The sequence below is a fragment of the Segatella copri genome (genome assembly GCF_024330485.1).
GTDB lineage: Bacteria > Bacteroidota > Bacteroidia > Bacteroidales > Bacteroidaceae > Prevotella > Prevotella copri_L.
The window spans coordinates 1-13,791 of sequence record NZ_JANDWX010000050.1 but is presented as its reverse complement, the minus strand read 5'-3'; the positions used below and the strand labels follow the sequence as shown (position 1 = coordinate 13,791).

13 protein-coding genes and 2 tRNA genes are annotated in these 13,791 nt (G+C 46.3%); 3 read left to right on the top strand and 12 right to left on the bottom strand.

Annotated features, from left to right (window positions below; translation table 11 throughout):
• The first annotated feature begins 208 nt into the window (after positions 1-208).
• Positions 209-913 (top strand): porin family protein, encoded by a 705-nt coding sequence (locus tag NNC77_RS15520; protein ID WP_254971711.1) that lies wholly within the window; start codon positions 209-211, stop codon positions 911-913.
• 92 nt (positions 914-1,005) lie between these two features.
• Here the strand turns inward: NNC77_RS15520 and metG are convergent, their stop codons facing one another.
• From metG to prmC, 12 genes are all read right to left on the bottom strand, one after another.
• Positions 1,006-3,072, bottom strand: coding sequence for a methionine--tRNA ligase (gene metG / locus NNC77_RS15515; RefSeq protein WP_254971712.1), 2,067 nt, complete (start codon positions 3,070-3,072; stop codon positions 1,006-1,008).
• Between the two features lie 881 nt (positions 3,073-3,953).
• Positions 3,954-5,504: a YifB family Mg chelatase-like AAA ATPase gene (locus tag NNC77_RS15510; RefSeq protein ID WP_006848071.1), complete on the bottom strand. Its 1,551-nt coding sequence runs from the start codon at positions 5,502-5,504 to the stop codon at positions 3,954-3,956.
• 42 nt (positions 5,505-5,546) lie between these two features.
• Positions 5,547-6,554 carry a DUF4369 domain-containing protein gene (locus tag NNC77_RS15505; RefSeq protein WP_254971714.1) on the bottom strand — a complete coding sequence of 336 codons (1,008 nt, stop codon included), beginning with the start codon at positions 6,552-6,554 and terminating at the stop codon, positions 5,547-5,549.
• 17 nt (positions 6,555-6,571) lie between these two features.
• Positions 6,572-6,657 (bottom strand) — tRNA-Leu (locus NNC77_RS15500).
• Positions 6,658-6,677: 20 nt separating this feature from the next.
• Positions 6,678-6,750: transfer RNA gene (locus NNC77_RS15495), tRNA-Gly, on the bottom strand.
• 103 nt (positions 6,751-6,853) lie between these two features.
• Positions 6,854-7,480, bottom strand: coding sequence for a hypothetical protein (locus tag NNC77_RS15490; protein ID WP_254971715.1), 627 nt, complete (start codon positions 7,478-7,480; stop codon positions 6,854-6,856).
• 18 nt (positions 7,481-7,498) lie between these two features.
• Positions 7,499-8,836, bottom strand: coding sequence for an argininosuccinate lyase (argH, locus tag NNC77_RS15485; RefSeq protein ID WP_022121541.1), 1,338 nt, complete (start codon positions 8,834-8,836; stop codon positions 7,499-7,501).
• 14 nt (positions 8,837-8,850) lie between these two features.
• Positions 8,851-9,312, bottom strand: coding sequence for an SRPBCC family protein (locus tag NNC77_RS15480; RefSeq protein ID WP_117587246.1), 462 nt, complete (start codon positions 9,310-9,312; stop codon positions 8,851-8,853).
• 19 nt (positions 9,313-9,331) lie between these two features.
• Positions 9,332-9,964: an orotate phosphoribosyltransferase gene (gene pyrE / locus NNC77_RS15475; protein WP_006848066.1), complete on the bottom strand. Its 633-nt coding sequence runs from the start codon at positions 9,962-9,964 to the stop codon at positions 9,332-9,334.
• A gap of 111 nt (positions 9,965-10,075) precedes the next feature.
• Complete coding sequence (locus tag NNC77_RS15470; protein ID WP_254971716.1) at positions 10,076-10,717, bottom strand: ComF family protein; 642 nt, start codon at positions 10,715-10,717, stop codon at positions 10,076-10,078.
• A 139-nt stretch (positions 10,718-10,856) separates the two neighbouring features.
• Entirely contained in the window at positions 10,857-11,384 is a 528-nt protein-coding gene (locus NNC77_RS15465) for a regulatory protein RecX (protein ID WP_181975270.1), read from the bottom strand.
• Between the two features lie 40 nt (positions 11,385-11,424).
• Entirely contained in the window at positions 11,425-12,303 is an 879-nt protein-coding gene (prmC, locus tag NNC77_RS15460) for a peptide chain release factor N(5)-glutamine methyltransferase (protein ID WP_254971717.1), read from the bottom strand.
• 88 nt (positions 12,304-12,391) lie between these two features.
• Here prmC and ribD point away from each other — a divergent pair, with 88 nt between their 5' ends.
• Positions 12,392-13,429, top strand: a complete 1,038-nt coding sequence (gene ribD, locus NNC77_RS15455) for a bifunctional diaminohydroxyphosphoribosylaminopyrimidine deaminase/5-amino-6-(5-phosphoribosylamino)uracil reductase RibD (RefSeq protein ID WP_254971718.1) — start codon at positions 12,392-12,394, stop codon at positions 13,427-13,429.
• Positions 13,430-13,496: 67 nt separating this feature from the next.
• Positions 13,497-13,655 (top strand): hypothetical protein, encoded by a 159-nt coding sequence (locus NNC77_RS15450; RefSeq protein ID WP_022121547.1) that lies wholly within the window; start codon positions 13,497-13,499, stop codon positions 13,653-13,655.
• The last annotated feature ends 136 nt before the right edge of the window (positions 13,656-13,791 follow it).

Sequence of the window (13,791 nt, the reverse complement as noted above, 5' to 3'; positions counted from 1 at the left end):
GGGTAAGGGGATTTTGTGTCTGCGACGTTTCTGTTATGCAAGGAATATGTACAATAAAATGAATTTTTGTCGTTTTACAAGCAAAATCCCACGAAACCCAATAGGTTGCGGATTTGAGGGAGAACAGGTCTTTCATGGAGAAAAATGGCTGTAGGATGCAATATTATCCCTTGTTTCTTGTTATTATGATATACAAACTGTTGTGGAAATGAAAAAGAAAATAGTTATAATGATGGTGCTGCTGCTTGCTGTTGTGGGAGCAAAGGCACAAGAAGTGGAGAATCCGGTAGGCAGATTCTCGGTAATTCCTCGTATAGGTGTATCTCTGGCTAACTGGAGCGGGTTGACTCTGGAAACTTTGGAGGGAACCTCACTAGAGTCTAAGTATCAGGCTGGATTCATGGGCGGCGCAGATGTGGAATATCGCATAAATAAGAGCCTGGGTATTACGCTGGGTGCTTATTATGCCCGACAGGGTATGCGTTTCCCTGACTGCGAGTTGACTGAGAATGCTGAAAAAGGGGAATATACAGGTATTAAGAATCATCATGTGAACCTCGATTATATTCAGGTACCGCTCATGCTGAAAGCCTATCTTGTAGAGGGTTTGTCGGTGAATGCAGGCGTTCAGGTGGGATTCCTTTGTGGTGACGGCAAGGTGAAAAGAGAGGAAACCGACCTTCAGAAGGACAAGAACGGGTCTATTACATACAAGGATATGCAGGAAACCGAAGCTCCTTGGCCTGCCAAGAAGGTGGATGTAGCCATTCCTCTGGGCTTGAGCTATGAATATATGAACGTGATTCTGGATGCCCGATACAACGTGAGCCTGACCAAGGCTGGCAAGGGCGATTGGGATAACTGTAAGAACAAGGCTCTGACCTTTACCGTGGGTTATCGTTTTACATTATAAAAGAATATTTGGATAGAAATAAGAAAAGCCTCAAATCCGCAAAGGATTTGAGGCTTTTACCTTATCTGATAATCAGATGATTCTATGATTCTTTATCCAACCTGGCTTCCTGGCTTAACCTTGCCAAGGAGAGAAGTTACGTTCAATGAGCCGTCGAAGTTGACAGCACTCAGAATCATACCCTGACTCTCGATGCCCATCATCTTGCGAGGAGCAAAGTTGGCTACGAACAATACATCCTTGCCGACCAGCTGCTCTGGCTCATAGTAGGCTGCGATACCTGAGCAGATGGTGCGCTCTACGCCAGAACCATCGTCGATGGTGAACTTCAGGAGTTTCTTAGACTTCTTTACCTTCTCGCAGTTCAGAATGTGACCTACGCGGATATCGAGTTTCTCGAAATCATCGAAGCTAACCTCTGGCTTGATAGGAGCAGCCTGATAAGAAGCCTCCTCGTTAGCCTTCTTGGTGTCAGCGAGCTTCTGGAGCTGTCTTTCGATAACCTCATCCTCAATCTTCTCGAAGAGCAATTCAGGCTCACCGAGCTGGGTACCAGCCTTGAGCAAATCTGTGCTACCGAGCTGAGTCCACTCGAAGTTAGGCATATTGATCATCTTGCGGAGTTTCTCTGAAGAGAATGGCAAGAATGGCTCGAAGGCGATAGCGAGGTTGGCAACCAACTGCAGGGAGATGTTCAGGATGGTCTCCACACGCTTAGGATCGGTCTTCCAAACCTTCCAAGGCTCACACTCTGTGATGTATCGGTTACCGATACGAGCCAGGTTCATAGCCTCTTTCTGAGCCTCGCGGAACTTGAATACGTTAAGATACTGCTCTACCTTCTCTTTCACGTCCTTAAACTCAGCGATAGCCTTCTCATCTACCTCCTGCAATTCACCACAGGCAGGAACTACGCCGCCCCAATACTTCTTGGTGAGCTGGAGGGCACGGTTTACGAAGTTACCGTAAACGGCAACCAACTCAGAGTTGTTGCGCTCCTGGAAATCCTTCCAAGTAAAGTTGTTGTCCTTGGTCTCAGGCGCATTGGCTGTCAATACATAGCGCAATACATCCTGCTTGCCTGGCAAATCTACGAGATACTCGTGCAACCATACAGCCCAGTTGCGGGATGTTGAAATCTTATCATCCTCCAGGTTCAGGAACTCGTTGGCTGGTACGTTGTCTGGCAAGATATAGTCGCCGTGAGCCTTCAGCATAGTAGGGAAGATGATGCAGTGGAACACGATATTATCCTTACCGATAAAGTGAACGAGACGAGTTTCAGGATCCTGCCACCACTTCTGCCATGTTCCCCACTTTTCTGGATGAGCATCGCAGAGTTCTTTGGTATTTGAGATGTAGCCGATAGGTGCATCGAACCAAACGTAGAGTACTTTGCCATCTGCACCCTCTACTGGAACTGGAATACCCCAATCCAAGTCGCGGGTCATGGCACGTGGCTGAAGATCCATGTCCAACCAGCTCTTGCATTGGCCGTAAACATTGGTACGCCACTCTTTGTGGCCTTCCAGAATCCACTTCTTCAACCAATCCTGATACTTGTTCAATGGAAGATACCAGTTCTTGGTAGGCTTCTTTACGAGACCATGACCAGGGTTGTTCTTGTTGGTAGGGTTGATGAGCTCCTCAGGAGAGAGGGTAGCACCACATTTCTCGCATTGGTCGCCATAAGCACCCTCTGCACCACAGCGAGGACAAGTACCCACGATATTACGGTCGGTAAGGAATTCGCCTGTTACCTCGTCGCAGAACTGCTCCTCTACTTTTTCTTCCAATACGCCCTTGTCATAGAGTGTGCGGAAGAAGTCTGAAGCAAACTTATTGTGAGTAGGCGAAGTGGTACGGCTGTAAATATCAAAAGAGATACCGAAGTCCTCGAAACTCTTCTTGATGAGGTTATGATAGCGGTCAACCACCTCCTGTACGGTAATTCCCTCTTTCTTGGCACGGATAGTAACAGGTACACCATGCTCATCGCTACCGCCGATGAAGACAACATCTTGCTTCTTGAGACGGAGATAGCGAACATAGATATCGGCTGGCACGTAAACACCTGCCAGGTGACCGATGTGCACACCACCGTTGGCATAAGGCAAAGCCGCAGTCACGGTAGTACGTTTAAAGTTCTTTTGTTCCATATTAGCTAATATATTTTTGTTATTTGGCTGCAAAATTACAAAAAATGTTGGAGATAAGAAAGAATTATCGTCGCTTTTTCTTACTTATATATATAATAAGGTGTAAAAAGCTGGGTTCTTTAGTGTTTTATGGTAAGGGAAAGGGGAGGACTAGATACAAAAAAGGCCCTTCGCATCTCTGCAAGAGCCTCCCATCTTGTACATTTCCATCAGACTCCTCCCTGATAGGATTGTACCTAATTATTATCATTTACTTTTTCTAAGAGTTTATTCGTTCTGACAACTTATGTTGTTGACCTTTTACAATCTAATTACCTTAGTATGTAGAAAACTTCCTCCTTATATATTTATATCTATAGAGAGATTTCTTACATTACGTTCATATAGGCGATAACGGCCAACTCTGCAAGAAGAATTACGAAACCAATCTTCTTTACTGCGTTTGTAATTTTAAAAATGCAATCCATAATCTTAATAGTTTTGTTGTTAATAATTAAACTAGCGTTGTGCTAGCGTTCTTTTTACGTTTGCAAAGGTAATGCATTTTTTTATCCTATATGGGGTAATTTTTATTAGAATTAGTGATTTTCGTAAATTTAAAAGCTAATTTAAATCAAATATTCCACCCTAGAGAACAGAATTTACCCTTTATTGGACGATTTTAGTATTCATCTTTGTCCGATTTTTATAGTGTTTTTGTGTTTATGGGGTAATATTTTTGTAGTAACAAAAGAAAATAGCCATTCTAAAACAGATTTGTAATTGTTTTAGAATGGCTATTCTTCTATTTTTCTCCCTTTTTCCCTTTATAAATCCAACTTTTTAGAGCGAATGATAGGAAAAAACGGATTTTTATCCTTTTACATATATCTTCTTTATGATTATAAATGTCCTCTTTCTGCCCAATCGCCTCTGTCGAGGGTTCTGTATCCCACGGCTTCTGCTATATGGTCAGGCTTAATCTGTTCACTTCCTGCCAAATCAGCAATGGTTCGTGCCACTTTCAGTATTCTGTTATAGGCTCTGGCTGACAAAGAAAGCTTCTCCATTGCCATTCGGAGCAGTTCGATACCTTGTTCGTCGGGTTCGGCAAACTGATGAATCATTCTTTCGGTCATCTGGGCGTTGCAATGGATGCCTTTATAATCTTTGAATCTTTCGGCCTGAACTTCTCTTGCCTTGATGACTCTTTCTCTGATCTTGGCACTTGGCTCACCTGGTGCTGCCTTCGATATGTCCTGGAAAGGAACGGGACTGATTTCGCATTGGATGTCGATGCGGTCGAGTAACGGACCCGAAATCTTGTTCATGTATCTTTGAATCTGGCCTGGCGTGCAGACACAACGATGTGTCGGATCACCATAATATCCGCATGGACAAGGGTTCATACTTGCCACAAACATGAATGAACATGGATAATCTGTAGAATATTTTGCTCTGCTGATGTTGATGTGGCGGTCTTCCAATGGCTGGCGGAGTACTTCCAGAGTGGTTTTATTGAACTCCGGAAGTTCATCGCAGAACAGAACGCCATTATGGGCGAGCGATATTTCTCCTGGTTGTGGTGAAGTTCCACCGCCTACCAGAGCCACTTGAGAGATGGTATGGTGAGGAGACCGGAACGGGCGTTGGGAAATGAGTGATACATTCTTGCCCAGTTTGCCTGCAATGGAGTGAATCTGTGTTGTTTCCAGACTCTCAGAGAGCGTGAGGGGAGGAAGAATGGACGGCAAACGTTTTGCCATCATCGACTTTCCGGAACCTGGAGGACCTACCATAATCAGGTTGTGTCCGCCAGCCGCAGCCACTTCGAGCGCTCTTTTCACGTTCTCCTGACCGCGAACATCGGCATAATCGTATTCACAATGTGTCTGGTTTTCGTAAAATTCCTTGCGGGTGTCAACAATTGTAGGAGAAGGATTGCTTCTGTCGCTCATGAATTGTATGACTTCGAAAAGCGTTTTCATGCCGTAAACCTCAAGATTGTTTACGACAGCCGCTTCCCGAGCGTTCTGTTCCGGCACAATCAGTCCCTTAAAGTGCTCTGCTCTTGCTCTGATGGCTATCGGTAGGGCACCTTTGATAGGCTGGAGCGTACCGTCAAGGCTCAGCTCGCCTACCATCATGTACTCTTTCAGATGATCTTCGGGAATGTTGTTGTTGGCGCCTAGAAGTCCGATTGCAAGCGGCAAGTCGAAACTGCTGCCCTCTTTCCGGAGGTCAGCTGGAGCCAGATTGATGGTGATGTCGGCTATCGGAAATTTGAAGCCGCTATACTGGAGAGCTGCTGAAATTCGGTTACGGCTCTCTTTGACCGCCTCGTCGCCTAAGCCTGTGAGGTGGTACATGACGCCTCTGTTGAGGCTTACTTCTACGGTTACAGTAGTTACTTCTAGTCCGTTAACTGCTGCACAATATGTCTTTACTAACATATAGGCGTGCTTTTTATGGGTTCTTGACTAGCTCGAAAGTATTTATTTTAGCAGTTGGTCGAGCTTATTGTAAAGCTCTTGCTTTTTCATGCCTCGGGCGATGATTTTACCATTTTGAAGTATGATGTTGTCAGGAAGGTTTTCCAATCCCAACTTCTTCAAGGTCTTGTCTTCCAGCATTTCGCCGTTGCAGATGATAGGGCATGTGATAGAGTCGCGCTTGATGTTGTTCTTGCATTCGCTCTTGCTGGCATCCAGACAGAAAGCCATCAGCTTAAGCTTGCCGTTCGATTTCTTCTGACGGCTCTTCAGTTCGCGCTGCATGTCCTGGCTGTCATAGTTATAGGTAGCCCAGGTGTAGAGTACGGCAACCGGAGCGCTGCTCATTTCTGTACTGGAAACGAGTTTTCCGTTGATATCGTATGCTGTAAATGAAGGCAGGGTTGCACCGGTGCCTACATTCTTCATGGTTTCTGCCAACTGCTTCATCTTAGCCAACTGTCCGTTTTTAGGCTGTTCCTTCTCTACGATATTGATGAGTGAGAGCGCCTTGCGGTAATCAGGTTGTGTAGAAGTGATGAAGTATTTTTTGATCAGATAGATGCTGCACACAGAATTCGGATGTTCTCTGACGAAGTCTTCAGCATGCTTTTTAGCCTCAGGTGGCGTATCTTTCAGGATGCTCTGGCGGAATTTTGTCATCAGTTCGTTATCCTTGGTTCCGCTTACCTCCATTTCCTTAAGGTGCGAAGCATCTGCCTTGATTTCTACTGATTTGCCCGATTTTGCGAAGATAGGCTGCTCAGAGAAATTAGGGAAAACAAGCATGATGGTAAAATCTTCCTTACATTCGGTTTCGAAAGTGAAACGGCCGCCTTCTACCTTGATGGTGTCAACGCCTTCGAAGCCCCCGTCAGGACTGTATACATAAAACTCGCCTTGATTCATGTTGAGAAATTTGCCTTCAAACTTGAAATGCCCACTGCTAACACCACATGATGTTAAGACCAGCGTAATGAATAAAATGAGGATGTAAGCAAATTTTTTCATAAGGAAAAATTTTAAGGTGCCGCGAGCGGGACTCGAACCCGCACAGCCATTACTGGCCAAGGGATTTTAAGTCCCTCGTGTCTACCAATTCCACCATTGCGGCATGGTAAACGTTAAGAGTTGAGCGGAAAACGGGACTCGGACCCGCGACCCCAACCTTGGCAAGGTTGTGCTCTACCAACTGAGCTATTTCCGCGTTATGTGGGTGCAAAGGTAATGCTATTTCTTTAAATATCCAAATGATTTACATTTTTTAAGACAAGAAAGCGCCATTTTTTTCGTTTGCCCTCCGTTTCTGCTTAGTTTCCCACGTATATATCGGTTCCTTTGCCGCCGTAGGTTACCCGATATAGCATCAGCGCCTTGTCGTTTTTGCTCTTTCCGCCGCTTGTGATGGTTCCGTTTTCCAGGCTGTAGATGCGTTTACATTTGTTGCAAATTACCGATTGGCGGTTGCCGGTCCATTCCAGCGGATAGTTGGTTCCACCATATTGTTCCAGACAGTTGGGGCATTGGCGGTCCCAGGCTACAGGTCCGCTGAAGTTGGATAATCCCATGATGAAGCCGTTCTTTTTGGCATCTTTAGGGTCGTTGCCCGCTCCCAGATAAGTATAGTTGGCATAATTCTCCTTCGCTGTAGAGAGGATGATGGTTTCAGTCTGGTTTTTCCCATCGTTTAATGTAGAATAGATATTCCAGGCTCCATTCACCTTTTTGGCGCTAACCATCGTGTAGACGCCCGTTCCGTTGAGGGCTGTTTCCAGACTTGTGCCCGGATGGTATTGCGACTTGAAGTAGAACTGGCAGGGATATTTGGTGCTGATGCTGTTTTCTGCATCGCACGAACAAAGTAAGAGCATAGCTATTCCAGCCATGCTCTTCACCTTATTATATATATATACCTTATTATATATGCTATTCTTCATGCAGAAACCTTTCTGTCTTTATTTCAGAAGATTCTTCTCGGCATTCTCCATGCGCTCGAAGTGGAACTCAGAGAGGGTCTGCTCCATCAGCGCCTGAATCTTGTCGTTGCAGAGATTGCCGATGCTGCCTTCGTGAGTATGATGAATATCCTTGTTTGGCTTGAATTCGCCAGCCTCGATTTCCAGTCCTACCTTCTTGTAAGCATCGCGGAATGGCATTCCGTTGGCTGCAAGCTGGTTCACTTCTTCTACTGAGAACATAGGGTCGTAGCGAGGATCGTCTAGAATATGCTCGTTCACCTCCATCTTGTTGATGATGTAGGCAGCCATCTGCAGACAGTCCTTCAACTCGTCGAAGGCAGGGAGGAACACTTCCTTGATAATCTGAAGATCGCGGAAATAGCCTACTGGCAGGTTGTTCATGATGAGCATTACCTGCTGTGGAAGGCTCTGGAGCTTGTTGCTCTTGGCGCGAATCAACTCGAATACGTCTGGATTCTTCTTGTGTGGCATGATGCTCGAACCGGTGGTGCACTCCTTAGGCAATTTCACGAAACCGAAGTTCTGACAGTTGAACATACAGGCGTCGAAAGCCATCTTTGCCAAAGTTCCTGCCACGGTAGCCATGGCGAAAGCCACGTTGCGCTCCATCTTTCCTCTGCCCATTTGTGCATAAACCACATTATAGTCCATGCTGTCGAAACCGAGAAGTTCGGTGGTCATGGTGCGGTTCAATGGGAATGAACTTCCATAGCCGGCAGCGCTACCCAATGGGTTGCGGTTGGTCATGCGGTAAGCAGCCTGAAGGAAGAGCATGTCATCGGCAAGTCCTTCAGCATAAGCGCCAAACCAGAGACCGAACGATGAAGGCATAGCTACCTGCAGATGGGTGTAGCCCGGCATCAGCACGTCCTTATACTGGTTGCTCTTCTGAATCAGCTCGTCGAAGAGAATCTTCACGGCGTCCACAATCTCCTTCAACTCATGACGGGTGAAGAGTTTGAGGTCTACGAGAACCTGGTCGTTGCGTGATCTACCCGAATGAATCTTCTTGCCCATGTCGCCCAGTTTCTGGGTGAGCATCAGTTCTACCTGGGAATGAACGTCTTCCACGCCGTCTTCTATTACGAATTCGCCCTTGTCGGCGATGGCGTAGATGTTTTTCAGTTCGGCAAGGAGCTGGGTGAGTTCATCTTTCTCCAGAAGTCCGATGCTTTCGAGCATGGTGATGTGTGCCATACTGCCCAGCACGTCATACTTGGCGAGATAGAGGTCGAGTTCGCGGTCTCTTCCTACGGTGAATCTTTCAATTTCCTTGTTTACTTCGAAGTTCTTTTCCCAAAGTTTATGTGCCATAATTTCTTTATTTATTAATCCTGGTAAGGAATCATCGCAAGCGCATCAGCAATTTTTTCGATGCCTTCCTGCAATGGCTTCTTCACCATACCCTTGATAAACATGTTAAGTTCTGCCTTGATGGTGAGTTTCATTTTGCATGAGAATTCGCCTGTAGGGAGCAGCTGAATCCAGAAGTTGAAAGGAACAGGGCTGTTTTCTGTTTCAAACTTGATGGTCTTAGGCTCCTCGCGGTCGATGATGCGCATCTTGATTTCGCCCACCATAGGTGCTGTGATTGAGATGCTGTCGCTATCAAACTTGAGGTCCTTCAGTTTTTCCATTTCCTTTCTCTTGTCCTCAGGAATCTGGTCTTTCACCTGCTCGAAGCGGTCTTTAAGCATCTGCAGGTTGTTCAGATCGCTCAATGTACGGTAAACAGATTCCTGCTTGTGAGGAATCTGTTTGATATTACTTTCGAATGTACTTGTACTCATTATTGATGGGTCAGCTTGATTACTTCTTCCAGTTAGCTGGGTCCTTGCGCCACTCGTGGAGCAGCTCTACGTCTTCCTGCTTGATATAGCCAGTCTCCAGAGCCTCTGCCACTACGTGCTCATAGTCGGTCAGAGTAACCAACTTTACGTTAGCATCAGCAAAAGCCTTCTCGGCGATAGGGAAACCATAGGTGTAGCTAGCTACCATGCCCACAATCTCGTTGCCGTTCTTGCGGAGAGCTTCTACTGCCTTGAGAGAGCTGCCGCCGGTAGAAATCAGGTCTTCTACTACCACAACCTTAGCCTTAGGGTCGAGCTGACCTTCGATGAGGTTCTGCATACCGTGATCCTTTGGTTTAGAACGAACGTATACGAAAGGCATGTTCAGTTCGTCAGCAACCAAAGCACCCTGCGCGATGGCACCAGTAGCTACTCCGGCTACAGCATCAGCCTCTGGGAACTGCTCCAGGATAGCGTGAACGAGCTCAAGCTTTACATAATTGCGGAGTTCTGGGAATGAGAGAGTCTTGCGGTTATCGCAATAGAATGGTGACTTCCAGCCAGAAGCCCATGTGAATGGATCATTAGGCTGCAACTTGATAGCCTTTACTTTCAATAACTTAGATGCGAATTCTTTCTTCAGTTTGTCCATAATCTTTAAAGGATTAAATTATTATTAATTATTTTGCAAAGGTACAATGATTTTTGCACACGGCGGCTATATTTAGGGTTAAAATGTTTTAACTCTCGGCAAAAAGGGCCTTTAGTCGTGTGCGAAACCTACTGTCAGCACGCTTATCTTCATCTTTCCGGCTGCTTTTATCAGGGTTTCCGCACAGGAGATGATGGTGGCTCCGGTGGTGCATACGTCGTCGATGATGAGGATATGTTTGCCCTCAAGTTGCGTGATGGGGTGTTCGCCCTGCCCATCATGATAGGTTGCTGCGGCTTCAAAAACCTGGCTCACGTTTTCCTGTCTTTCCTGCCGGTTCTTGTGGGTTTGGCTTTCGCTAAACTTTTTCCTTCTTACGGCATCCTTGATGATGGTCAGATGGGTGAGTTGCTGGATGCCTTTGGCGATGAGAAGGCTCTGGTTATAGCCGCGTTCTTTTTCTCGTTTTCGGGTGAGCGGGATGGGGATGATGGCGTCTATTCCGTCGAAGAACTGAATGCCTAACCCCTTCTTTGCCAGCATTCTGCCCAGATAGATTCCCATTTCAGGATGATGCATGTATTTCAGCTGGTAGACGGCTCTAGCCGATGTGGCATGGCTGATGTGCTGGAAGAGAGCGCAGCAGCGTTCGATGGGAATCAGATGCCAGAAGAGTTTTGCCATCTCGTTGTCGTAGGGCTGTTTCCAGGTATCTGTTCCCGGCATGCGGAACAGACATTTTATGCATATCATCTCCTCCCCGCCAGCGAGCACATTTCCGCAGATGGCGCAGGTTCGGGGGAAGAATAAATCTAATATGTCTCTTAACAGGCTGGTACGCATGGCTTTACTCTTAATTTTGAGGTTGGGATATTGAACTTGATGCTTTGTTTTAGAATTCCTCTTCGAAATCGATGTCTCCCAGATCTTCTTCCTTCATCCGGTCGATGCATTTGTGGATAACCTCCATGCTGTATCCTCTTCCCAGGGCAAAGCGAATGAGTTTCATCGAGCGTTCATAGTCGTTCTTTGCCTTGATGGTTTTATATTTGTTTTTCATCAGGGGCAGGAGGGTTTCCATATACAGGTCGTCTTCAATCTCTTCGAAGATAGGGTCGGAGATGTCCTTCGGAATATGTTTCATCCACAGCGCCTGTTCCACCTTCCGGCGTCCCCACTTGTTGTATTTTATCTTGTCGTTGATAAAGAAGCGTGCGAAACGTTCGTCGTCGATGAATTTCTTTTCGGTCAGGAATTCCATGTTTCTGGCGATGGCATCTTCGGGCAGTTCCCACTTCTTCATCTTGTCGATCATCTCTTGCGAGCAATGTTCGGCTTGGGTGCAGAGGGTGGTGAGCTTCAGGAGCGCCTGCTGCTCGGTCATCGGCTTTTTATACTTTGAACTTTGAGATTTGAACATGATGATTTTACTTTGAACTTTGAGATTTGAACATTGAACTTTATGATTTGCCGGCTCGCATCATTCTCTGCTTTCCGAAGGCATCTTCCTTTGTATCAATAGCTTTAAACCCCAATCCTTCCAGCATTTCCCTTGTTTCTTTTTCGTAGATAGGATTGATTTCGAAGTATAATGCACCTCCGGATTTGAGGGCAGAAGAGGCATATTCGGCGATGGCTCTATAGAACTTCAGAGGCTCTTCATCGGGCACGAAGAGGGCGATTCCGGGTTCGTGTTCCAACACATTCTTCTCCATATCCGCTTTCTCCTTTTCGCAGATATACGGGGGATTGCTCACGATGATGTTCCATCTTCCGGCATCCGATGTTTCCGCCAACTTCAGGGCATCCTGATATTCTATTTTTACGTTACCGGCATCCAGTAGCGCAACATTTCCCTGTGCTATCCTCAAGGCATCTTCCGAAATATCCCAACCCGTAACCTCCGAGCCGCCGATGTCCAGTCCCAGCGTAATGGCGATGCAGCCCGAACCCGTACAGATGTCCAGGATGCGGATGGTGTTTTCTTCCTTCTCTCCTTCCGTAATCCCTTTGTTTTCAGTCGCATCTTTTTCTATCCACTCGCAGAGTTCCGCCGTTTCGGGTCTCGGAATCAGCACGCCCGGCTCTACATGGAAGGTTCTTCCTGCAAAGTCAGCTTCGCCCAGAACATACTGTACAGGTTCGCCTTTTTGCAATCTTCTGATAATTTCTTCCAGTTTTCTTTCTTCATCTGCAGATAATTCATTAACTTTGCCGCAGATTATGTCGGTCAGCGTCATTCCGTACTTCACATCGAGCACGGTGCGGACGATAGCCTGTGCTTCGCCCGCCTCATATAGAGGGGTAATGGATTGCCAAAGTTGTTGATACGTTTTCATCTCTAAATCGTATATTATGATTTGATTTGAGAGCAAAGGTACGACATTTTATCGAAAAGTAAGTAAAAAACGAAGAAAAGTTTTAGATATGGAACAAAATAATGTTTCTTTTCAGAATGTGAAGACGGGCGAACCGTTGTCGCAAAAGGAAATAGACGAAATGTTTATGCGCCGCTGTCTGCAGCTGGCGAAAAACGGAAGAGAGAATGCCAAACCCAATCCGATGGTGGGAGCCGTTATCGTGAGTGGGGATGGCAGAATCATCGGCGAAGGCTATCATGTAAGATGCGGAGAAGGGCATGCTGAAGTCAACGCCTTTGCATCTGTTAAGTCCGAGGATGAGCATCTATTAAGTCAAGCTACCATCTATGTGAGTCTCGAACCCTGCTCTCATTACGGCAAGACGCCGCCTTGCGCCGATTTGATAGTAAGAAAAGGAGTAAAGCGATGCGTTTGCGGCTGCGTAGATCCCTTTGCCAAGGTTCAGGGCCGCGGTATCCGCAAGATTCGCGAGGCAGGCATCGAAGTAACAGTAGGCGTTCTGGAGGCGGAATGTCTCGAACTCAACAAGCGCTTCATCACCTTCAACACCCATCAGCGTCCTTACATCATCCTGAAATGGGCGCAGACCGCGAATGGCTTTCTTGACAACGGGGGTAGGGGTATGGCTATTTCCTCGCCTTTCACCAAGATGCTCTCCCACAAGTTGCGTGCTGAGAACGATGCCATCCTCATAGGCCGCGTAACCGATGAGCGCGACCACAGTCTGCTCAACGTTAGAGATTGGAGCGGCAAGGACCCGATGCGTCTGGTCATCGACCGCCATCATCCTTGTTTCGAAGGTCTGGATTTTTCACGGGGCAAGACGGAAGTGTTGCAGCAAATCATGCAGTACTTATATAATAATAAGGTGCAGTCGCTGATAGTAGAGGGAGGCGCCATCACCCATCAGGCATTCCTCGATGCTGGACTTTGGGATGAAATCAGGGTAGAAACGTTGTTGTCCACATCTGTGGAAAACTCCGTAACTTCAGGAACGCCAGCGCCTATGCTTCCTCATAACGTCCGGTTAATCAGCCACGAGGCGTATGATGGAAACGTTATCAACACCTATGAGCGCCAGTAGCTTTATAGGAGCAATAAAGCTAATCATAAAGTTCAAAGTTCAACATTCAAAGTTCAAAGTAAAGAAAATGAGTAACAGATTTACATCGCGCTTAAGCGATGATGACGATTTCAAGCGAGACGAACTGATACGTAAGATAGAGCATTCGGTAGAGCAGATGACGCTCTCAGAACTGGAAGCCCTGTCCTACGATATGTTTACCAAGGGCTATATGGAGGATTATTAGAAAATCCCCCATTATAGTGTACTTCCCTGAAAAAGGTTGTCACTTAGGAACAAACAGAAGTGACAATGAAACGTAAGACAAGAATTGAACGTGTGTATAATGAGGACACTGGTTGGTTTGAGACCCGTGAGGTAGA

Excerpts from the sequence above, each read along its gene's own strand:
- ribD (WP_254971718.1), top strand. The coding sequence starts at position 12,392 with ATGGAACAAAATAATGTTTCTTTTCAGAATGTGAAGACGGGCGAACCG.
- NNC77_RS15470 (WP_254971716.1), bottom strand. The coding sequence starts at position 10,717 with ATGATATGCATAAAATGTCTGTTCCGCATGCCGGGAACAGATACCTGG.
- NNC77_RS15465 (WP_181975270.1), bottom strand. The coding sequence starts at position 11,384 with ATGTTCAAATCTCAAAGTTCAAAGTATAAAAAGCCGATGACCGAGCAG.
- pyrE (WP_006848066.1), bottom strand. The coding sequence starts at position 9,964 with ATGGACAAACTGAAGAAAGAATTCGCATCTAAGTTATTGAAAGTAAAG.
- NNC77_RS15505 (WP_254971714.1), bottom strand. The coding sequence starts at position 6,554 with ATGAAAAAATTTGCTTACATCCTCATTTTATTCATTACGCTGGTCTTA.
- argH (WP_022121541.1), bottom strand. The coding sequence starts at position 8,836 with ATGGCACATAAACTTTGGGAAAAGAACTTCGAAGTAAACAAGGAAATT.
- metG (WP_254971712.1), bottom strand. The coding sequence starts at position 3,072 with ATGGAACAAAAGAACTTTAAACGTACTACCGTGACTGCGGCTTTGCCT.
- NNC77_RS15490 (WP_254971715.1), bottom strand. The coding sequence starts at position 7,480 with ATGAAGAATAGCATATATAATAAGGTATATATATATAATAAGGTGAAG.
- NNC77_RS15510 (WP_006848071.1), bottom strand. The coding sequence starts at position 5,504 with ATGTTAGTAAAGACATATTGTGCAGCAGTTAACGGACTAGAAGTAACT.
- NNC77_RS15520 (WP_254971711.1), top strand. The coding sequence starts at position 209 with ATGAAAAAGAAAATAGTTATAATGATGGTGCTGCTGCTTGCTGTTGTG.
- prmC (WP_254971717.1), bottom strand. The coding sequence starts at position 12,303 with ATGAAAACGTATCAACAACTTTGGCAATCCATTACCCCTCTATATGAG.
- NNC77_RS15480 (WP_117587246.1), bottom strand. The coding sequence starts at position 9,312 with ATGAGTACAAGTACATTCGAAAGTAATATCAAACAGATTCCTCACAAG.
- NNC77_RS15450 (WP_022121547.1), top strand. The coding sequence starts at position 13,497 with ATGAGTAACAGATTTACATCGCGCTTAAGCGATGATGACGATTTCAAG.